This is a genomic window from Psychrobacter nivimaris (genome assembly GCF_904846365.1).
Lineage (GTDB): Bacteria > Pseudomonadota > Gammaproteobacteria > Pseudomonadales > Moraxellaceae > Psychrobacter > Psychrobacter nivimaris_B.
On the sequence record NZ_CAJHAL010000005.1, the window covers coordinates 18,479 to 39,738 of the forward strand.

General features: G+C 42.3%; 17 protein-coding genes and 1 tRNA gene. 5 read left to right on the plus strand and 13 right to left on the minus strand.

Features of this window, described 5'->3' with window-relative positions:
* Window positions 1–103: 103 nt before the first annotated feature.
* The gene (locus JMX63_RS03530; protein ID WP_201570984.1) at window positions 104–1,702 is read left to right on the plus strand and encodes a CYTH and CHAD domain-containing protein; all 1,599 of its coding nucleotides are present in this window, start codon (window positions 104–106) and stop codon (window positions 1,700–1,702) included.
* Window positions 1,703–1,846: 144 nt separating this feature from the next.
* Here the strand turns inward: JMX63_RS03530 and JMX63_RS03535 are convergent, their stop codons facing one another.
* Window positions 1,847–2,362 carry a L,D-transpeptidase gene (locus tag JMX63_RS03535; protein WP_201570985.1) on the minus strand — a complete coding sequence of 172 codons (516 nt, stop codon included), beginning with the start codon at window positions 2,360–2,362 and terminating at the stop codon, window positions 1,847–1,849.
* Between the two features lie 140 nt (window positions 2,363–2,502).
* Between JMX63_RS03535 and JMX63_RS03540 the strand changes: the two genes are divergently transcribed.
* Complete coding sequence (locus tag JMX63_RS03540; protein WP_201570986.1) at window positions 2,503–3,765, plus strand: hypothetical protein; 1,263 nt, start codon at window positions 2,503–2,505, stop codon at window positions 3,763–3,765.
* Between the two features lie 144 nt (window positions 3,766–3,909).
* Here the strand turns inward: JMX63_RS03540 and JMX63_RS03545 are convergent, their stop codons facing one another.
* Entirely contained in the window at window positions 3,910–5,148 is a 1,239-nt protein-coding gene (locus tag JMX63_RS03545; protein WP_057761167.1) for an argininosuccinate synthase, read from the minus strand.
* A 335-nt stretch (window positions 5,149–5,483) separates the two neighbouring features.
* Between JMX63_RS03545 and pyrC the strand changes: the two genes are divergently transcribed.
* The 3 genes from pyrC (at window position 5,484) to JMX63_RS03560 (ending at window position 8,112) form a co-directional block, all read left to right on the plus strand.
* Complete coding sequence (gene pyrC, locus JMX63_RS03550) at window positions 5,484–6,554, plus strand: dihydroorotase (protein WP_201570987.1); 1,071 nt, start codon at window positions 5,484–5,486, stop codon at window positions 6,552–6,554.
* Between the two features lie 291 nt (window positions 6,555–6,845).
* Window positions 6,846–7,505 carry a ribonuclease T gene (gene rnt, locus JMX63_RS03555; protein ID WP_201571106.1) on the plus strand — a complete coding sequence of 220 codons (660 nt, stop codon included), beginning with the start codon at window positions 6,846–6,848 and terminating at the stop codon, window positions 7,503–7,505.
* A 531-nt stretch (window positions 7,506–8,036) separates the two neighbouring features.
* Window positions 8,037–8,112 (plus strand) — tRNA-Glu (locus JMX63_RS03560).
* Between the two features lie 242 nt (window positions 8,113–8,354).
* Here the strand turns inward: JMX63_RS03560 and JMX63_RS03565 are convergent.
* From JMX63_RS03565 to JMX63_RS03615, 11 genes are all read right to left on the minus strand, one after another.
* Complete coding sequence (locus JMX63_RS03565) at window positions 8,355–8,963, minus strand: BLUF domain-containing protein (protein ID WP_201570992.1); 609 nt, start codon at window positions 8,961–8,963, stop codon at window positions 8,355–8,357.
* 415 nt (window positions 8,964–9,378) lie between these two features.
* The gene (gene ispD, locus JMX63_RS03570; protein ID WP_227673225.1) at window positions 9,379–10,107 is read right to left on the minus strand and encodes a 2-C-methyl-D-erythritol 4-phosphate cytidylyltransferase; all 729 of its coding nucleotides are present in this window, start codon (window positions 10,105–10,107) and stop codon (window positions 9,379–9,381) included.
* A 167-nt stretch (window positions 10,108–10,274) separates the two neighbouring features.
* Window positions 10,275–10,583, minus strand: a complete 309-nt coding sequence (locus JMX63_RS03575) for an FtsB family cell division protein (RefSeq protein ID WP_201570995.1) — start codon at window positions 10,581–10,583, stop codon at window positions 10,275–10,277.
* A 152-nt stretch (window positions 10,584–10,735) separates the two neighbouring features.
* Window positions 10,736–12,052, minus strand: coding sequence for a phosphopyruvate hydratase (eno, locus tag JMX63_RS03580; RefSeq protein WP_057761174.1), 1,317 nt, complete (start codon window positions 12,050–12,052; stop codon window positions 10,736–10,738).
* Window positions 12,053–12,365: 313 nt separating this feature from the next.
* Window positions 12,366–14,732 (minus strand): heavy metal translocating P-type ATPase, encoded by a 2,367-nt coding sequence (locus tag JMX63_RS03585; protein WP_201570997.1) that lies wholly within the window; start codon window positions 14,730–14,732, stop codon window positions 12,366–12,368.
* Window positions 14,733–14,976: 244 nt separating this feature from the next.
* Window positions 14,977–15,201, minus strand: coding sequence for a heavy-metal-associated domain-containing protein (locus tag JMX63_RS03590; protein WP_057761178.1), 225 nt, complete (start codon window positions 15,199–15,201; stop codon window positions 14,977–14,979).
* A gap of 254 nt (window positions 15,202–15,455) precedes the next feature.
* Entirely contained in the window at window positions 15,456–15,713 is a 258-nt protein-coding gene (locus JMX63_RS03595) for a heavy-metal-associated domain-containing protein (RefSeq protein ID WP_201570999.1), read from the minus strand.
* A 29-nt stretch (window positions 15,714–15,742) separates the two neighbouring features.
* Complete coding sequence (kdsA, locus tag JMX63_RS03600; RefSeq protein ID WP_201571001.1) at window positions 15,743–16,618, minus strand: 3-deoxy-8-phosphooctulonate synthase; 876 nt, start codon at window positions 16,616–16,618, stop codon at window positions 15,743–15,745.
* A gap of 214 nt (window positions 16,619–16,832) precedes the next feature.
* Entirely contained in the window at window positions 16,833–18,467 is a 1,635-nt protein-coding gene (locus JMX63_RS03605) for a CTP synthase (protein WP_201571003.1), read from the minus strand.
* Window positions 18,468–18,697: 230 nt separating this feature from the next.
* Complete coding sequence (locus tag JMX63_RS03610; protein ID WP_068036869.1) at window positions 18,698–19,834, minus strand: porin; 1,137 nt, start codon at window positions 19,832–19,834, stop codon at window positions 18,698–18,700.
* 299 nt (window positions 19,835–20,133) lie between these two features.
* Window positions 20,134–21,243: a porin gene (locus tag JMX63_RS03615; protein ID WP_101206298.1), complete on the minus strand. Its 1,110-nt coding sequence runs from the start codon at window positions 21,241–21,243 to the stop codon at window positions 20,134–20,136.
* Window positions 21,244–21,260 lie beyond the last annotated feature (17 nt).

A 21,260-nucleotide genomic window follows, 5' to 3' on the forward strand; every position in this document is an offset into this window, starting at 1 on the left:
GCGGTTTTTTATTGCGGTTTAAATAATCAGAGAATGGTAGACTAATAATGGTTTATCACAACCATCGATCCAGAGCCATCAGTCAGAATTATTAGGAGCTAATATGCAAGAGATAGAGCTGAAGTTTTTGGTACCAGAGTCACGACTGAAGGGATTAATGCGTCAAACGCACGTTAAATCCTCACAAGTGACACAACTGGCTGCACACTATTACGATACGTCTGACCAACAGCTTGCACAGGCAGGTATCGGCCTGCGTATTCGCAAAGAAGGCGATACATGGGTACAAACCATTAAAGCTGGTGGTGATGGTATCGCGGCACGCTTGGAGCACAATGCCGTACTCGATAATAAGCAAGTACAAGCGATGCTCGATAATAATGAGTTGATGCCTGATTTGACAATATATGAGGACACTCCAATCGCTGCAGCATTGGCTGACTTTAAACTCAAAAAGTTAGCGAAAAATCTGACACGACTTTATGTGACTGATGTCGAGCGCACTACGCGGTTGCTAACAGAAAGTAATGAGGATGAAACCGATAACTGTATCGAAATGGCTTACGATCAGGGAGAGATTATTCATGGTACTGATGACTCGCTACGCAAAGCTATTCAAGAGATAGAATTTGAATTGGCGTCAGGAGATTTAGATTTCCTATTTACGACTGCCAAAACATGGTGCAAGCGCTATAAGCTGTGTCTATCTACCGTGACCAAAGCTGAGAACGGTGGCTTACTTATTAATGGACAAAAACACAGTCCAGCGGTCAACGCAAACCTAAGTCAATTGCAAATAGACAAAGACAGCAGTGCACCTGCCTTTATACGTGCGGTCGTACATAATTGCTTATTACAGATACTACCAAACAGCAGTGCTATCGTCGCTGGCAGTATAGATGACGAACATATTCTACAGTTGCGGATTGGTATTGATCGCTTGCGTACTGCGTTGAAAGCATTTACCGACTTCTCTGATGAGATTAATCCTGAATGGCTGCCGATACTAAAGCAAACTGCGAACTTGCTTAGCGATTACTATCAACTTGCTTATATCAATACACAGATCGAACCTGAACTACAAGCATGTGGCGCGCCTGCCGTTGACTGGACAACAGATATCGAAAATATCAAAATCACACCTATCAATACGCTGCAAGCCAATGACTTTCAGATAACCTTGCTAGAGCTGATTGCCTTTACTATGAGCGACTCAAGCATTGAACCTCAGACTGATCAGCTTGCCCGCGATAAGCTGACGAAAGTCCTTTCTAAACAATATAAAAAATGTCTTAAAACCGATAAAAAAGCTGACGAAGTAAGTGGTGAAGTAAGTAATACCGAGCTTGTGAACGATGACATAAATGTAAGCACAGATGTTGCTGATAATGACCAACCTGAAAGCGAGCTGCTCAATCAGTTAAGAGATTTGCGTTACATCAGTGAATTTTCTACGCCTTTACTAAGTAAGAAAAAAGCTAAAAAGAAAACCAAACGTTGGCTAAAACGGCTGATAAAAGCGCAAAAAGCGTTAGAACAACTGAACGATGATAATCAATATCAGCAATTCTATGAGTTAAAATCAACAACAGATGCTAATGCTTTATATGGTGCGGGTTGGTTTACGGCCATGCTCACGGATGACCAGAGTCATATTGATGCACGTTTAGCAAAATTTGCGGACAGCTCAACGTTTTGGTAATAGTAATATCATTTTTATGACAGATACTGCTTTCATAAAGTAAAGCCACTCCATAAAAAAGACAGCTAGTTATATAACCAGCTGTCTTTTTTTATTGTATTTAAATAGCTTCTGTTAGCGTCATGGCTAAATGTGCAACATGTCCTAATTAGCAATAATAGTAACAGGCATGCCGTCTTCTACTTGCTCAAATAATTCTACAATATCTTCATTACGCATACGGATACAGCCATGTGATAGCGGAATACTCATTGGTTCAGTATCTGGTGTGCCGTGAATGTAGATATAGCGCTCATAAGTATCGCAACCACCTTGGCCATTGCTACCTTTATTTAGCCCTTCTTCAAGACCGCTTAACCAAAGAATACGGCTCAATATCCAGTCACGCTTGGGATGTAGCTCACCAAGATTTGCATCGTATATTTCACCTGTCGGCACACGCCCGACAAATACCGCATTCATAGGCTCGCTACCACCTATTTTTTGTTCAATGACATGCCTACCAAGCGGCGTGCAACCACTATCCTGCTGACTACCAATACCATTCTTTGCAGTGGAGACTACGTATCTCGCAACCTCAGTCTGCTGCTGGTACATCGTTAATGTTTGCTCAGCGATATTAATCACGAGTTGTTTATCAAGCTTCTTATTATTGGTCATAAATGCTTCCGACTATCAGTCATTCATCAGATTACTATCAAGGTTATTAGTAAAATGATTGAAAATTTCTATTATCAAGGGATTGTATCAAGACATTTGGCACCGTAATATAGGGGCACACTTTTTGATGCTAGCAGATTATGACGACTATTTCACCGACACGTGTGTCGATGTATGATTTTTTATATCATGATACCCAGCCTATGCTGTCACTTTTGGCCGATGCGGCACAGCTCTCTCTACCGCAAGCTCGCTTAGGGGTGGATGCCAGTCTACAAGCCATCATAAGTGCGCTGCTCGCCTATCAACAGCGTCATCAGGGACAAGCAGTCAGTAAAAAGCTGTTTGGTCGTAGTGCTGTCAAAGAGTTACGACAGTATAACTCAATGAACTTTGCCACCATTAGCGCCACACTCTACCATCGTCACGATGCGGCAGATGCTGTATTTAGCGATAATGCCCGTGTCATAAAAGCAAGCGAACATATCGCTGAGAATATTGATGCAACGATGCAGCAGGCTCAAACTCTACTCACCTCTTTGTGCGTGATTGTGCTGCGTGAATTGGCTATTCTGACAGAATACAGTCAACTAGACAGTGATGAGATCAATAAATGGTTTGCGCTACAACCACAGTTTTTATCAGTGGCACGTTTTAGCCCAGAGCATACCTTATCTGCTGAGACAGAAAGCAATAGTGACTTGCCCCAATCAACTACTGAAACTGTTGAAGCGATAGAGAACAACTCAGAGAGTAATGCGGAGCGTACGTTATTAAATGCTGAGCAGCTATCAAGCACTCCACCTCCTTTTGATCCTTACTGGTATGAACTGTCCGGATTCAAACCTGAAAACTATGAACCTGTGCAAGACATGCAAATGGCAACAGGTAATTATCTAAAAGCCATTGGACGCTCACCTGACAATCTACAGCAGGGTCGTCACAATGATATGCTGGTATTTACGGAGATGCATGCCGTTGCCTTACCGCACCAGCGCTGGCTACTACAATTGGCCAAAATCTCAGATATCTATCTCAGTCGAAATCGACTACGTGTTAACTCTGAACCAGCTAATCCGCCCAAACCGCCTTTGGTGAGTTTGGGACTAATCGGTGGCAATAACGACAATACACCGACCACTACTAGTGAAAAGCCCATCGAATATGAGGCTTCTACACCGCTATGGAAAAATCCTGTCATTCTTATCATCATACTTGTCGTTGGTGTCCTTGGTGCTCTCGCTACCTTAAAGTACCAATCGCAAAAATCTGACGGTGCGATCCTGGCAACTGAAGAAGTATTAGAACAAGATGCCATTGATGAGCGCCAACAGCAAGACGTAGCCATTGTAATGGTAGATGAAGAGGAATCTGACGTTGTAGAAACGGAAAAAACTGAGTAAAGCATTTTACTTTTGAAATAGCTACTCTCAAAGCAACCGTTTTAGCAATCATTTATTAACCATAAAAAAAGAGACCCTATCAACATAGAGTCTCTTTTTTTTGTGCGATCTAAGTTACGAATTGGCTATCAGTAGCCAAAAAACTTACTTAGATAAATCGCGACCACGGCTAGCTTCGATAGCTAAACGTAGACCATTTAGACGGATAAAGCCTTCTGCGTCTTTTTGATCATAAGCGCCCGCATCATCTTCGAAAGTGGCGATTTTTTCATCAAATAATGAATCGTCAGATTTACGACCAACAACGCTCACGCTACCTTTATACAGTTTTACACGTACAGTACCGTTGACGTATTCTTGTGATTTATCAATCAATGCTTGTAGCATCATACGCTCAGGGCTGAACCAATAGCCATTGTAGATGATTTTTGCGTAGCGTGGCATTAGCTCATCTTTTAGATGGGCAGCTTCACGATCAAGCGTTAGTGATTCGATACCGCGATGTGCTTTTAGCATAATCGTGCCCGCTGGCGTCTCGTAGCAACCACGTGACTTCATGCCGACGTAACGGTTTTCAACGATATCTAAACGGCCGATACCATGTTTGCCGCCGATTTCGTTCAGCTTAATCATGACTTCATAAGGCTTAAGTGCTTCACCATCGATAGCAACGATGTCGCCTTTTTCGTACTCTAGTTCTAAATACTGTGCTTCATCAGGTGCTTCTTCTGGGCTGACAGACCAGCGCCACATGTCATCTTCTGCTTCAGTATACGGTTCTTCTAGAACACCGCCTTCATAAGAGATATGCAGTAAATTCGCATCCATTGAGTAAGGAGATTTTTTCTTGTTGCCCGCATAATCGATTGCGATATCATGCTCTTCAGCATATTTCATCAAGCTTTCACGGCTTGATAGATCCCACTCGCGCCAAGGAGCAATAGTTACTACGTCTGGTGATAAGGCGACTGCACCTAGCTCAAAACGAACTTGGTCATTGCCTTTACCAGTCGCACCATGACTGATAGCATCGGCGTTATGCTCTTTAGCAATCTCAACCAAACGCTTGGCAATCAATGGACGGGCAATAGACGTACCTAGCAAGTACTCACCTTCGTAGATAGCATTAGCACGGAACATAGGGAATACATAATCACGAGCGAACTCTTCACGCAAATCTTCGATATGGATATGCTTGATACCCATTGCCTGAGCTTTGGCTCGTGCTGGCTCAACTTCTTCGCCTTGACCGATATCAGCGGTAAAGGTGATTACTTCCGCATCATAAGTTTCTTGTAGCCATTTAGCGATGATTGAGGTATCAAGACCACCTGAATAAGCCAAGACGATTTTATTGATATTTTTTGGATCAAGTTGAGCCATGAATAACTCCCATTATGAAATATAGTTTTAGAAAAGGCGACGATCAAATCGAAAGCAAGTCGAACGATAATTACCTGCTCAGTGTACATCATATTTACTATAGGCAAAAGTCTAACTGCCATAAGGCATACGCTTTTGACTTAAATTCTAATCAACCTCATTTTTGCCACCAGCATTTAAACATCATTTAACGACAAGATATTAATCTTAGCTCGATGAATTATGTACAGATATCTAGCCTTATATTTAGTCAAGTGGGCAAATCTGTTATGATAGACCCACAGTATTACTCCCTTTTGTTTCCTTTATTTGACGATATAGAGCGCTTTGACACTATGACTGATTCGATTAGAGAATTGACCATCCTTCAGCCAGATGACTGGCATATTCATTTGCGTGACGATCTAGCCTTGAGCACGACCGTACCTCATGCAGCAAGCAGCTTCAACCGTGTCATCTGTATGCCAAACCTTGTGCCTCCAGTCAAAAATGCACAAGAGGCTATTGCCTACCGCGCACGTATTATGGAGCAATTAGCAGCAAGTGATTTAAGTCTTGAGCGCAAGTCAGCTTTTGATCCGCGTATGACTCTATATTTAACGGACAACACCACTGCCCAAGATATCGAGTTGGCAGCGCAGTCAGGTATCGTACAAGCTGTCAAACTCTACCCTGCTGGAGCAACTACCAATTCCGCAGATGGCGTCACTAATATCAATGCCTGTGTCGATGTTTTTGAAGCATTAGAGAAGTACAATTTGCCACTACTGATACATGGCGAAGTGACACAAGACCATATAGATATCTTTGATCGCGAAAAGCGTTTCTTAGATGAAGTGCTGGCACAAATTATCGTGAAATTCCCTACATTGAAAATAGTAGTAGAGCACATCACTACCAGCGATGCGGCAGATTTTGTATTGTCACAAGGTAACCATGTTGCTGCGACTATTACGCCGCAGCATTTGATGTTTAACCGCAATCATCTATTGGTTGGTGGCATCAAACCGCATTTTTATTGCCTACCTATCTTAAAGCGTGAGAGCCACCAAAAAGTGTTATTAGATGTAGCTACTAGTGGTAATCCAAAGTTCTTCTTGGGTACTGACTCTGCGCCACATGCGACAGACAAAAAAGAAGCCGCTTGTGGCTGTGCCGGTTGCTATAGTGCAGCCACGGCGCTGCCTTTGTATGCGACCGCCTTCGATAGTGTTGGAAAAATAGATAAGTTAGAGGGCTTTGCTAGTCGTTTTGGTGCTCAGTTCTACGGCTTACCTCTAAATGAAAGCACGATCACACTTGTTAACACGCCTATGCAAGTGCCGACTGACTATCCTTATTTTGATGGTGCATCATTGACGCCCTTGATGGCAGGTGAGACGCTACCTTGGTCAATTAAGGCTTAATGCCCACAAAGCTTAGCATTCAATAAACGACCTATTATTTTATCCTATGATATTAATGATACCTTTGTAGTAGATTTCTTTGTACTAAAGGTGCAGTTAGTATCGTAGGATGCTTATTTCTTATTCAATATATTAGTACGACTGATAAAAGTGATTTAACTTTATATGACCAATCAAAACATAGCGACCTTGCCTGACGAAGACTTATCAAACCCTAAATCTGCCAGTCCTGATGCTACTCTAAGCAATTCCCCGAAAGATGCAGCTTTAGCGACAGATGAGCAAGCACCTATGGCTTTAAAAGACCGCTTTCGCAAGTTTTTACCTGTCGTCGTCGACGTGGAAACAGCAGGCTTCAATGCTCAGACTGATGCCCTGTTAGAAATTGCCTGCATTCCTGTCTTACTGAATGAGCAAGGTGTATTTTATCCAGGTGAAGCTTTCAACGCTCATATTGAGCCTTTTGAAGGCGCAAACTTAGAGCCAAGTGCGCTTGCCTTTACGGGTATTGATCCTAAAAACCCAATGCGTAAAGCTATTGCGGAAGATGAAAAGACAGCATTGCGCCGCATTTTTAAAGGGTTAAAAGACGTACGCCGTGACGAAGAATGCCGTCAATGTGTCTTAATTGGGCACAATGCCCATTTTGACTTGGCTTTTCTGAATGCAGCCGTGCTACGAACCAATAGCAAAAACCACAATCCATTTCATAACTTTTCAGTATTCGATACCGTAACCTTATCAGCATTAGCTTTTGGTCAAACCGTCCTAGCACGCGCTTGTAAAGCAGCAGGATTGGAGTTTGATGGCAAGAATGCTCATTCAGCTCTGTATGACACTCAAAAGACTGCTGAGCTATTCTGTCATATACTAAATAACTACCCTATGTTGGCCAATGCGCTGCATAATGAAGAGGCGAAAGAAGAGTCAGCTGATGGCAACAGTCAATAAATCACATATCCTATATTGCCAATCATACATAATAGTGCTATTTGTAATACTTGATGACTTTGACATCTTGATTTGGCAATCAATAGGGATATGATTGATATCATAATAAATAGACGGAACTATTTTAGTGATGACAGACGTAGTTGTTCTATTGGATATGAATAACTGTCTGATGATAAAATATCACTCTTAAGCGATGTGGTTATATCCTATAGATGGTTTAAGTTGCTCACACTGTCTTGATAGCAAGCATTATCAAGATTAACAGGAGGGACTTTATTATGGATCCACAGCTCAAGTTATGGGGTACCATTCTCGGTTATATGCTGCTTGCATTGACGATTAGCGCCTGTACTTCTTTATGGATTCGCTATCATTTAAAGCGAAATGACCTACATCCTCGGCGCGCAATTAAAAAAAGATATTTAATTTTAAAAAGACGTAGAAAAAGGCTTGACAGGAAGCGCCGACGCTATTAAAATACGCACCACTTCAGCATAAATGGTGAAAGCAGTTGAAGTGTTGTTACTAGTCCCCATCGTCTAGAGGCCTAGGACACCGCCCTTTCACGGCGGTAACGGGGGTTCGAATCCCCCTGGGGACGCCACTATTTGGCGTCACTTGTTAGCACTATTGCTTAGCATTAGATTAGACTAACAAGCGTACCACCAAAAACCCAGTTCATAATTTATTATGAACTGGGTTTTTTTATGTCTCTCATTAAGAGCCAACTTATTCTTTTAAATAAAAAAGCCAGCATTCAATTGATGCTGGCTTTTTCTATTTGGTTGTCTTATCAATTATAAAATATAGCTAGGCTCAATGGGCAACTTTATTCATATCTATCGATTACAGTAGTAACCATAGCAACGTAGCCACTATCATCAATCCCAATATCGTCTGGATTAAAAAGAACGCCTGATGCTGCCCTACAACTTTACTTAAAGTCACCCCTAGCGTACTGTATTTGACAGGAGGCGTATCAACGTTACCTGTTCTCGTTTGCTCTTCATAGTAGCCCTGCAATATGTCTAAGAACTTCTGCCACTCATTAGAATCCCACTCATACGGCTTAAATGGCATTAACTTTTTAAGCTCAGGCTCTTTAGTCATCCAACGCTCAAGGGTAATCGAACGTAATGACCAACCGGCAAATCGACGTTTGGTAATTTCAGAAAAATCTAAAATCTTTAACTCTTTATGTCGATCATCTACCAACAAACGATTTTTGAGATTGGTTAGTGCCTGCTCTGATCCTTCGACACACTGTAAAAAGTAGCCATTGCCATAGCAAAGAATACCCGTGACATTATCTATTTGATTGCGTTCAACCGCGGTCTCTGAGATATCATTAAGCGTGCTAGGACTTGAAAGACCAGTAGAGGTAATCCGGCTTATATATACAAGCTGGCAGAGATCTGGCGTTACTGGATTTGTTGAATCGTTGATTGTTGACAATCAGCTTCTCCCTATTATCAGGTAAATGTCGCTAAAACAATCATACTAACTTCAGAAAAAATATAGAGACAACATAACTAAGCGTAATGAATCGGTCTGATATATTATTGATTTTATAAGTTTTTATATTAATTGTATTAAGTTAGTTACATCATAGGTTAGTTTGGTCATTAAAGCAACCTATTACTGGACATAGGCCCGCTCAGACACAAAAAACATATGTAATAACCATATTATATTCCAAAGTAGATTATATATATTCTCGGTATAGGTTTTAGTAATAGATTATTTTTTAGAATAGTACAGAAAAGTCTAACGAGGATATAGTGGCTACTGAAGCCATAATTCTTATCATGACCACCATTAAGTATAAAAGGAGTAAAGCTGATGCTCGTTAGCGGAAGCAGAGTTGAAACTAAGACTGAAGCGCCATAATCGCTGTTAACAGTACCGCATCATCAGGATAGGTCAGTTTTATATTTTGGCGACTACCAGATACTAAGCGTATTGGTAAACCTAGTTGTTCAAAAGCACTGGCTTCATCTGTGATGCTTAGCTGATGTTCAAACACATGATTTAGGACTTTTTTTAATTGACCTAAACGGAATACTTGCGGGGTTTGTGCTTGCCACATATTGCTACGGTCGATAGTAGATTTGGTATAAGAATGTGGACGACTCTCTTCTACGGAGGTAGCTAGCTGATAGGAAGCTTTTAACGTATCGGCCACTGGTGTCGCTAGAATAGCGCCGTAAGGCTCCAACATCGCTGCTTCAATCACTTGATCGATATCTGAACTTGGTACAGCAGGACGTGCTGCATCGTGAATAAGCACCAAATCTGAATCATCAGCACCTGTCTGACTAATTGCTTCAACGCCTGCTTGTACTGACTGCCAACGCTCTGCTCCGCCGACTGCATAGCTTATAGGAAGTGCAAACTCTAATTGTTGAGCCGTGCTGTCATCGGCTGATATAACCAATAGACAATTATCGATATGACCACTATAAGCAAGTCGTGTCACGCTATGCTGCAACAGCGTCTGACCTTCTAGCATTGTATATTGCTTGGCGATAGACGCACCAAAACGGCTGCCGCGACCAGCTGCGACGATCATGGCATGTATATTAGGGGTTGTATTCATAGTAGTGTACTCATGGTTTGAGCCCATGACAGTATATGTAAAGAGGAATAAAGCAGGTGTTAAGTGTGATGAATGGTGTCAGATAACAACATTATGATGCTGCATCATGAAAATTAATTCATGTCGTAAAAATTAGTGTATTCGTAAAAGCTAGTGTATTTATAAAGCTAATAGTTGCTGTGCGTGGTGGGTGCGGTGGATACTTGGACAAAAGTCTCATTGGGTTTGATTAAACCTAAATCTAAGCGAGCATGCTCTTCTACGGCCTCAAGTCCCGTTTTTAAATCTTGAACATCGGTGCGTAGTAATTTGTTTGCTGCAACTTGATTGTCATTCAAACGTTGTTGCTCTTCAATTTGAGCTGTCAACTTATTGTGTTCAAAACGGCCATTTTCACCCAACCAATACTGATATTGCAATCCTAAAAGCACTGCAACGGCTAAAGCAAGTAGTATAAATTGGCTAAAATATTTCATAAGGTGATAACGCCAAACGGTATAAAAGAGGATAGTAAAATTTAAGCTGATTAGGCGATATACAAATGATTATATATCGCCCAAGTATTGACTTCAGCTGATGAGTCTAGGCTTTTTAACGTATGTTACACGCCAAAGAGCCAGTCAAACTCTTAGCCACGTAGACCGATAAATTCTTCACGGCCACGATAGCTTGCGCGTACTTGCTGCTCGATACGTAGCAATTGATTGTACTTCGCTACGCGGTCTGAACGGCATAGCGAGCCAGTTTTGATCTGGCCTGCCGCTGTACCAACTGCCAAGTCTGCAATGGTGCTGTCTTCCGTTTCACCTGAACGATGTGAAATGATGGTTGCATAGCCATTTTTCTTAGCCATATAAATCGCATCTAGCGTTTCTGACAAGGTGCCAATTTGGTTAAATTTAATCAAAATAGCATTGGCAATATGCTTATCAATACCTTCTTGCAAGATTGCAGGATTGGTTACAAACAAGTCATCACCAACCAATTGGACTTTATCACCAATCTGCTCGGTCAGATATTTCCAGCCATCCCAATCCGACTCATCAAGACCATCTTCGATAGAGATAATAGGATACTGACGTGCCAGCCCAACTAGATAGTCTGAGAACCCTTGGCTATCAAAGGCTTTATTACCTTCACCTGCCAAAACGTATTGACCGTTTTTGTAAAATTCACTAGCTGCACAATCTAGCGCAAGATGGATATCTTCGCCAGCTTTGTAGCCAACCTGCTCAATCGCCTGCATAATAACCGTGATAGCTTCTTCATTACTACGTAGGTTTGGTGCAAAACCACCTTCATCACCAACGGCAGTGTTTAAACCTTGTGATTTTAATACTGACTTTAAGCTATGGAAAATTTCTGTACCAGCACGTAGCGCTTCTGAAAAGCTAGTGAAGCCTACAGGCTCAATCATAAACTCTTGGATATCAACCGTGTTGTCCGCGTGCTCGCCACCGTTCAAGATGTTCATCATCGGCACAGGCATGGTCAACGACGTTTGATTACGTAGATTGGCGATGTATTGATGCAATGGCAGATTCTGTGACTTGGCTGCCGCTTTGGCCGTCGCAAGTGACACAGCTAGCATGGCATTAGCACCCAAGCTTTCTTTGTTTTCTGTACCATCTAGCGCAATCATGGCATCATCAATAGCCTGTTGCTCAGTCACATCTTTGTCAATCAAGGCACTGCGGATTTGACTGTTGACATTAGAAACGGCTTTTTTGACGCCTTTACCCATAAAGCGGGTCTTGTCGCCATCACGTAGCTCAAGCGCTTCACGTGAGCCTGTTGATGCGCCACTTGGAGCAGCAGCACGGCCGACAGTACCGTCAGCTAAGATCACATCAGCTTCGATAGTTGGGTTGCCGCGCGAGTCTAAAATTTCACGAGCGCGAATGTCTTTAATTGCGGTGACGTTGTTGGTTTCTTCAGCGTACATAATGTCTGTTAATTCCTTTGGTCATGCCAAGTTTGTGAGATAAATAACGGCAGCTAGCATACAAAAAAGATAAAGAAAAATATCATATAGCCAATATACCTAGAATCCCTTCAAGCCTTTCTGCCATATGGCTGTATTTACATATGAAGGAAGGCTTATTGAACAGATTAACGGTTGGCTATCGTGCTTGGCATCATAGCATATATTTTGCCAAACTTCCCTTATCTTACACTGACTTGCGGTCATAAATATAATCAGGGTTAGCGGCGTCTAGTGCAACGCGATTGTCTGTGTCTATGACATATCAGAGCGACTATTTCAGTGATGATTTTACCAAACTGCTTTTCTTATCCATAGTAGATACCGTATTCTCAAGCGCAACCTCTGTCTTAAACCGTGTCAATCGTAGTGCATTCATAAGTACTGAGATGGAGCTAAGCGCCATAGCGGCCGCTGCAATCATCGGATTTAGAAACCCAAACGCAGCAAGCGGAATACCGAGACAGTTATAAATAAAGGCAAAAAACAGATTTTGCTTGATATTGCGTAGCGTCGCTTGAGCGATTTTTTGTGCCGCATCGATATGCATGAGCGACTCACCCATTAGACGGGCAGAAGCGCTGTGCTGCGCGACATCAGTCCCTTCAAACATCGCAAAACTGGCGTCAGCGGTGGCCATTGCTGGCGCATCATTGACGCCATCCCCTGCCATTGCCACCTTATGACCAGCCGTTTGCAATAATGCAATTTGGCTAGCTTTGTCACGCGGACTCATCTTGCCATAAGCCTTATCAATGCCCAACTGCCCTACCACATGGTCGACAACCGACTGCTTATCACCACTCATCAAGATCACATTTATACCAGCATCTTGTAGCGCAGTGATTGCTTGCGGGGTATCTGCCTTTAAGTCATCAGCTAAAGCGAATGCGCCTAATGGCTCATCATTGATACTAATCGCAACGGTACTGGCAATTTGCCATACTTTTGGCATGAATCTTGGCAACGTCAAGTTCGCAAACTCTGCCGTACCCACTTTTATCAGCCCAAGACCTTCGATATTTGCTTGTATACCAGCGCCTTTTATCACACTGATGTCAGTCACATCAAATAGATTTAATTGACGGTCTTTAGCCGTATTGACGAGAGCTGTTGCTAGTGGATGACTGGCGTGCGCCTCGACACTGGCTGCAATTTGCAATACATCGTCAACGGCCAGTGACTTATCCACCATGACCTGATCGACGATAGTCGGCTTACCAATGGTCAGCGTCCCTGTCTTATCGAGCACCACTGTATCAATATTACCTGCCGCCTCAAGACTTTGTGCGTCTTTGAACCAAACACCGTGACGCGCAGCAACCCCCATACCTGCCATGATGGCTGCTGGCGTGGCCAAACCAAGCGCACAAGGACAAGCAATGACCAATACTGATACGGCGTGCATCAAGGCAGTATCGATCATGCCTGTCAGCCACCATGTCAGGCCAAAAGTAACCAACGCAATCATTACCACTACAGGTACAAAAATAGCCGTTACTCGATCAGCGAGACGTGCGAGATTGGCTTTTGAGCCTTGCGCATCACTCAGGGCTTGTACCATATCACCAAGCTTGGTGTCACTACCCTTGGCACTCACACGATAGAGCAAACTGCCATTCTCCACCAAAGCACCTGCCAGTAATCCATCGCCCGCTTCTTTTTTGAGCGCTATTGACTCTCCTGTTAAGTGACTCTCCACGCACCAGCCACTACCATCTGTGACGATGCCATCGGTCGCGACACGGCTGCCTTGCTTGGCACGCAAGATATCGCCTGTTTGTACATCAGACAGTGCAATGTTACGAAAATCACCATTTGGCTGCTGCTGCTCGACTTCATCAGGTGTCAATGACAATAATAAATCAATACTGTTTAGGCTGTGCTTCTTGGTACGTTCCTCAAGATATTTACCTGTACGCACAAAGGCAATGACCATCACCCCTGCTTCAAAATATACGGCTGGGCTGTTACTAGCACCGTGTTCGCCCAGATGCCCACTTTGCAATAGGCTGTTTAAAGTACCATCGCCGTGCGTGAGCCAAAGGTAAGTCGAGTATGCCCATATCGTCACTGTACCAATGACCACCAGTACATCCATATTGGCAAGGCCACCTTTTATAGATGCCCATGCGCTCTTATAAAACGGTAGCGCTAAACCAAACTGTACCACTGTTGCTAAAATAAATTGCACCCAGACTAGCGGCATCCACGCCATACCAAAACCCGTCAACATACCTGCCATACCCACCAAAAATGGCACCAAACAAACCCATAATCCGATCAAACGCCATGGGTATTGAGTGGCGGTATCTTCGTCAGTCTGAGCAAATAAGCTATCGGCTGCCTGTACATTAGCCACAAAGCCTGTTTTATTCACCCACTCTGTCACCTGTTCGGGCGTCGTCTGGGTCGGATCATAATCGACATTGGCAGTCTCGCCAGCAAAACTCACACTTACCTCATACACCGCAGGCTTTTTGTTAAGCACCTTCTCGATTCTTGAGGCGCAGGCCTGACAAGTCATGCCATCAATCGCCAATTGCAAATGCGCGCGTTGCGGTGTCAGTGGCGTGTTGGACTCAACATCAGTTTCGACATCATAAGACTCATCTTTGGTAGTACGGGTGGTATCGTTCATAAATAAAACTCGTCATGGTGCCTATAAATTTGTAGGAACCACGATAAAATATCCGTGGGTGGGCAAACAATTCAAATAAAGCAATTGGGTTATATTGTATTCAGTATGAGTATTTTAGACAAAGTAGCCATGTATCAAAGTATCAAAGTATCGAGACTGAATACTCGTAATCGTTAATCATTAAAAAACCAGCTATCATGCTTGTAATAACATGTTAGCTGGTTCTGTAAATAAGTGATGAGATTTATGAGTTAGCAACTGTCGCCTCAAATCCGGCATCATCAATAGCTGAAGCAATAGCCTCTGCACTGGTTTTGCTATCATCAAAGGTTATCGTCGCTAGGTTATCAGCGAGGTCAACAGTAATAGTCTCTAATCCATCAATATCGGCTGTTGCCGTATGTACGCTTGCTACGCATCCGCCACAAGTCATACCGTCAATTTTAATAATACGTGTTTGATCTGCCATATTGGGCTCCTTATTTTTATTAGTAATGAGCAACTCTAATAGTGATTCTGTTAATACTTACTTTGACACCTTTTAAGTTATCAAAGTAAGAGCAACTATCAAAGCTACATTAAATAAGCATAAGCCCTATTATCCTCGACAACAAGACTGTTTGGTTGTTGCTTTATTAACGAGATGCTATTAACGAGACAGTAACTTATTAATAAAAACGTAAAAGAGCGCATCAACAAATTTATAGCAATAGCTATTTGTGATTATAAATCGTTATGGTGCGGGTTCTGTGGTGAATCAATCGGAAATGGCTGAGTCACGTAGTCCACCATACTAATCGCTGCTGTTAAGGCATGGATACTAGTATCCGTATCATCATAACTTACCGTTGCGACATTATGCTTAGGATCCAAATTAATAGCCGTCACGCCTGAGATATTCTTAAGCGCGGTCATTACGCTATTTAAGCCTTCTGCATCATCGATATTTTCGATGCTTACTTGCGCCATCTGAATTGCCATTATATAGCCCTCTTATTACACGTACCGTATCAATGAGTATCCAATACCTCAAAACCTTTGACCAAATCATCAATTTGCTTAAGCTGACGTAAGAAAGGCTCTAGTTGACTCATACGCAGCGCACATGGACCATCACACTTTGCAGTTTCTGGGTTTGGATGCGCTTCTAAAAACAACCCTGCCAACCCTGTAGCCATACCTGCACGGGCAAGCGTTGTAATCTGCTCACGACGTCCACCAGCACTATCACTACGTGCACCTGGCTGTTGTAAGCTATGCGTCACGTCAAAGAATACGGGGATATCCATCTGCTTCATAGTATCAAAACCAAGCATATCCACGACTAAATTATTATAGCCAAAGGCACTACCACGCTCACAAAGTATGAGCTTATCATTACCACCCTCTAGGCACTTATTGACGATATGACGCATCTCATGAGGGGCCAAAAACTGCGCCTTTTTGATATTAATAATGGCATCTGTTTTTGCCATCGCATGCACTAGATCCGTCTGACGTGACAAAAATGCAGGTAGCTGAATAATATCAGCCACTTCAGCGACTGGTGCTGCTTGATGTGGTTCATGCACATCAGTGATAATCGGTACTTGGAATTTTTCTTTGATCTGACCTAGCCAATCGATACCCTGCTCTAAACCGGGCCCACGATACGAATGCAAACTTGAGCGGTTGGCTTTATCAAAGCTCGCTTTAAAAACATAGCCAATACCCAAGCGCTGGCAAATATCAACATACTGCTCAGCAATCTCAAATGCCAATTCTTTAGACTCTAAAACATTCATACCACCAAACAATACAAAAGGCTGGTCGTTACCAATTTTAATCGTATCGTTATTAGGAGTGTTGAGCGTGATATGTGATTGTGCGGTCAATAAATTTTCCATGAAGCCACTACCTCTTATTTTGTTATAAATATCTCTATCCCATATTGTAACCGATAGGCTGATTAAAAAAAGTATGCAAGCGTAATTAGAGATTATTAATGAGGATATTGACTTGTTAATAACTACTAGCAGTTTGGATTAAGCAAAAAAAAGACCAATCCGAAGATCAGTCTTTTTATAATAAACGCTTTCAATATAGATTACATTTTGAGAGCTATTTTGCTTCGCTGTGGTTCTTAGCCGCTTTTACAAAGCTATTAAACAGTGGATGACCACCACGTGGTGAGCTAGTGAACTCTGGATGGAACTGTACAGCAACAAACCATGGATGCTCAGAAATCTCAACCGACTCTACCAAATGCTGCTTGGCAGAATAACCAGAAATGGTCATACCTGCTTGCTCTAACGGCTCGATATAACGGTTATTCATCTCATAGCGATGGCGATGACGCTCAGTGATATTGCTCGCACCATAAATTTGGCTTAGCTTACTACCAGAAACCAGCTCTGCTTGCTGTGCGCCTAGACGCATCGTGCCACCAAGGTCTGAATCGTCGCTACGAATCTGTAGCTCGCCGCGCTCATCTAACCACTCAGTGATCAGACCAATGATAGGCTCAGCTGTCTTACGATCAAACTCAGAAGAGTTGGCGTTAATATTAAGTACGTTACGTGCATACTCAATTACTGCCAACTGCATACCAAGGCAAATGCCTAAATATGGAACGTTGTTTTCACGAGCATAAGTGATGGCTTTTATCTTACCCATCGTACCGCGCTCACCGAAACCGCCTGGTACTAAGATAGCATCAGCATCATTTAGCTGAGCAAGTAAAGTATCATCATCTTCTAGACGTTCAGCATCGATGTAGTCAATCTTCACGTCTACTTTATGCGTGATACCTGCATGTAGCAATGCTTCGTTGATAGACTTATAAGCATCTGGAAGCTCGACATATTTGCCGACCATCGCAACAGTCACTGTTCCTTCTGGATTCAACTGAGCTTCAACAACTTTGTCCCAATCACTCAAATCAGCTTCAGGCACATCAAGACCGAAACGCTCACAGATGAGATCATCAAGATCCTGCTCGTGTAATGTACGCGGTATCTGATAGATACTCTGTGCATCTTCACACATGATGACCGCACGCTCTTCAACGTTAGTAAATAGCGCAATCTTGCGACGGTTGTCTTGTGAGATATGATGGTCAGAGCGGCAGATTAAGATATCAGGCTGTAGGCCAATAGAGCGCAGCTCTTTTACTGAATGCTGCGTTGGCTTAGTTTTGGTCTCACCAGCACTAGCGATATAAGGCACCAGCGTTAGATGCATGAGCATAGCGCGATTGCGTCCAAGCTCTACTTGCATTTGGCGTACCGCTTCCATAAAAGGAAGTGACTCGATATCACCGACCGTACCGCCAATCTCGATAATGGCGATATCATAGCCTTCGCCACTGGCAAGAATTTTACTTTTGATTTCATCAGTGATATGCGGAATCACCTGTACCGTACCACCCAAATATTCACCGCGGCGCTCTTTATTCAAAACGTTTTGATAGATACGACCACTGGTGAAGTTGTTGCTCTTACTCATCTTAGAGTGGCGTAAGAAGCGCTCATAATAGCCCAAGTCCAAATCGGTCTCAGCGCCATCTTCGGTGACGAACACTTCGCCATGCTGGAACGGACTCATCGTACCTGGATCGACGTTGATATACGGATCCATTTTAGTCATCGTCACGCTCACGCCACGTGCTTCAAGGACTGCGGCAAGAGAGGCTGCGGTAATACCTTTTCCTAGTGAGGACACTACCCCACCGGTCACAAATATAAACTTGGTCATAGTACTCTGTCGGTAATTGGTAAAGAAGGATTTTACTAAAAATACGCTACAAAATATAGGGCAAAAGCGCAAACTCTTTAAAACACTCAGTTTTTAACGCTTAATTGTCATAAGTGCGTAATCATCGTAAATACGTAGCTATTATAACCCACTGCGGCTTTAAAAAGGTCACAACAAAAAAACTCACCCCGAAGGATGAGTTTTTTATAATACGTTTTCTAATGTTTAGATTAGAATTTGTATTCTAGACCAGCACCGACCACGAAGACGCTAGCATCACCACGCGCTCTGACAAGAATATCTTTATCACCGTCATCTTGACCAGCAATGAAAAGATCATTTTTTAAGTCTGCAGTGTTATTACCGACATAAGCATGTGCAATTATATTCTTTCTAAAGCTATATTTACCGCCTACGACGATTTGATCTGAATTATTTTCATTAATGCCTCTTAAGTTATCCGTTTTATTGTACTGTGCATATATTGAGGCTGGACGAGCGAGGTTACTTAGACCCATCTCAGCACTTAATATCAATCCTTTTTCAGTTTCATTAGTATCATCAAAATCAGCTTGTTGGTATAGAGCGCCCACTTTTACTGGATAAGCAACATAATTACTTAGATCGACAGTAGCCGTCCCACGGATCATATCGCCGCCCGTATTAGTACTACTGGGATTTTTAGTAGCCAGATCACTCTGATAAGCAACACCAGCCGTAAAGCCATTGCCTGGATTAAATAGTAATGAGGCACCATAGCCGCTGTCACGACTATTATCGTCAGATATAAAGTCTTCATCAGCACCATACTGCAACGCAAGCTCTAATGGTAACTCATTGTATTTAGGCGCTTTCCAGACGATAGAGTTATTAACTCGGTAACCATCAGCTAAGGTTAAAGCATTGGCTAGTGTATTTTTGCTTAAACTACTAGCACCCACATTGTCCCAGTAACCTTCATTGACCGTGACATTATCGATATAATCAACGACTGAGTAGTTACGACCAAAGCGGAATTCGCCAAGGTCTTTATTCTTTAGACCCAGATAAGTATCACGGCTTTTAAAACCGATGTTACTGCTGCCACTATCATCAACCTTGATTCCATACTCTAATTGGTAGATCACATCAGTATTGGCAGTCATGGCTTCAGAACCTTTGAAACCAATACGTGAAGATTTTGATGCGATTTCTACTGAACTGTTGTCTTCATTAATGCTTATACTACTATCGTCCATAGCTTCTCGTTCGAATGAAGCATTGACATAGTTGGCGGTAACAAATGCTTTGCCATAAACAGTCGGTGCCGCTTGAGCTGTAGATACTAATAGCATTGCGACTGATGAGGCTAAAAATAGTTTTTTCAAAAGACATCTCCACTTTACAATTTTTTTGATAAATTGGTTAAGATTGGCCGATATATATAATGGCAGGGTGACTACCCTATAGAACATTTATATATATGAGCTAGAAGCATTACTTAGACACAACTTTACCAACCAAATATTACAGTAAGGTGAAAAAACCAAAATTTACACAAATGTTATTATTAATTTTACGGATTCTGTTATTTAAGACACGCTGTTGTTCAAGACACAGTATTGATTACAAAACAAAAAAACCCACCCCGAAGGATGAGTTTTTTATTTAGATTCTAATGGTTAGATTAGAATAAGTATTCTAGACCGCCACCGATAGCGAGTACATCAATATCACCACGTAAGTCGATTTCATTAACATTGCCGTCTTCGTCTCTCGAACCAAAACGACCATTGTTTAATTCCGCTGAATTTAGACCAGCATAGGCATGAGCGATCATATTATTTTTAAACGCATATTTGCCACCTACAACGACTTGATTTGAGTCATTATTCTCAAGACCACTGATATTGTCGGTTTTGTCATACTGAATATAAACAGAGGCTGGACGGGCAAAATTCGAAAGACCCATTTCAGCACTCACCACTAAACCGTCCTCTGTTGCAGTAGTAGTACCGGCATAGTCAGCTTCTTGATATAGAACGCCTAACTTTACAGGAGCTGCGATATATTTACCTAAATCGACGCTAGCACTGCCACGGATAATATCACCACTAACACTCATGTCTTGCTCATAAGCAATACCAGCGGTAATGCCTGTACCTGGATCAAACATCAATGAGGCACCATAGCCTGCGTCACGATCACTCTCAGATATAAAGTCTTCATCAGCACCATACATCAGCGCAAGCGCTAATGGTAGGTCATTGTATTTAGGCGCTTTCCAAACGATTGAATTATTGATACGGTTACCAACGGTCGGGGTCAAAATATTAGCAAAGCTGTCGTTGTTGTTCAGAGTACTAGAGCCAAGATTATCCCAATAACCTTCATTAACTGATACGTTATTGATATAGTCAATGACTGTGTAGTTACGACCAAAGCGGAATTCACCGAAGTCTTTATTTTTTAAACCTAAATAAGTATCACGACTTTTGAAGCCAATGTTATCGCTACCACTATCATCAACTTTAACGCCGTACTCTAATTGGTAAATTACGTCAGTGTTGGCCGTTATCGCTTCAGAGCCTCTGAAGCCTAAACGTGAAAGATTAGAATTAACTTGTAATGAACCGTTGTCTTCATTAATTCTGTTATTATTATCCATATTCTGACCATCAATTTCAGCATTAACGTAATCAGTAGTAACGAATACTTTACCATAAACGGTAGGTGCTGCCTGTGCTGCAGAAACAGATAGAGCAGCAACGGCTGTAGCTAAAAGTAGTTTTTTCATGGGGTATCTCCACTTTA

Coding starts and splice junctions, on each gene's coding strand:
- JMX63_RS03530 (WP_201570984.1), top strand. CDS start 104: ATGCAAGAGATAGAGCTGAAGTTTTTGGTACCAGAGTCACGACTGAAG.
- JMX63_RS03535 (WP_201570985.1), bottom strand. CDS start 2,362: ATGACCAATAATAAGAAGCTTGATAAACAACTCGTGATTAATATCGCT.
- JMX63_RS03540 (WP_201570986.1), top strand. CDS start 2,503: ATGACGACTATTTCACCGACACGTGTGTCGATGTATGATTTTTTATAT.
- JMX63_RS03545 (WP_057761167.1), bottom strand. CDS start 5,148: ATGGCTCAACTTGATCCAAAAAATATCAATAAAATCGTCTTGGCTTAT.
- pyrC (WP_201570987.1), top strand. CDS start 5,484: ATGACTGATTCGATTAGAGAATTGACCATCCTTCAGCCAGATGACTGG.
- rnt (WP_201571106.1), top strand. CDS start 6,846: ATGGCTTTAAAAGACCGCTTTCGCAAGTTTTTACCTGTCGTCGTCGAC.
- ispD (WP_227673225.1), bottom strand. CDS start 10,107: ATGAATACAACCCCTAATATACATGCCATGATCGTCGCAGCTGGTCGC.
- JMX63_RS03575 (WP_201570995.1), bottom strand. CDS start 10,583: ATGAAATATTTTAGCCAATTTATACTACTTGCTTTAGCCGTTGCAGTG.
- eno (WP_057761174.1), bottom strand. CDS start 12,052: ATGTACGCTGAAGAAACCAACAACGTCACCGCAATTAAAGACATTCGC.
- JMX63_RS03585 (WP_201570997.1), bottom strand. CDS start 14,732: ATGAACGATACCACCCGTACTACCAAAGATGAGTCTTATGATGTCGAA.
- JMX63_RS03590 (WP_057761178.1), bottom strand. CDS start 15,201: ATGGCAGATCAAACACGTATTATTAAAATTGACGGTATGACTTGTGGC.
- JMX63_RS03595 (WP_201570999.1), bottom strand. CDS start 15,713: ATGGCAATTCAGATGGCGCAAGTAAGCATCGAAAATATCGATGATGCA.
- kdsA (WP_201571001.1), bottom strand. CDS start 16,618: ATGGAAAATTTATTGACCGCACAATCACATATCACGCTCAACACTCCT.
- JMX63_RS03605 (WP_201571003.1), bottom strand. CDS start 18,467: ATGACCAAGTTTATATTTGTGACCGGTGGGGTAGTGTCCTCACTAGGA.
- JMX63_RS03615 (WP_101206298.1), bottom strand. CDS start 21,243: ATGAAAAAACTACTTTTAGCTACAGCCGTTGCTGCTCTATCTGTTTCT.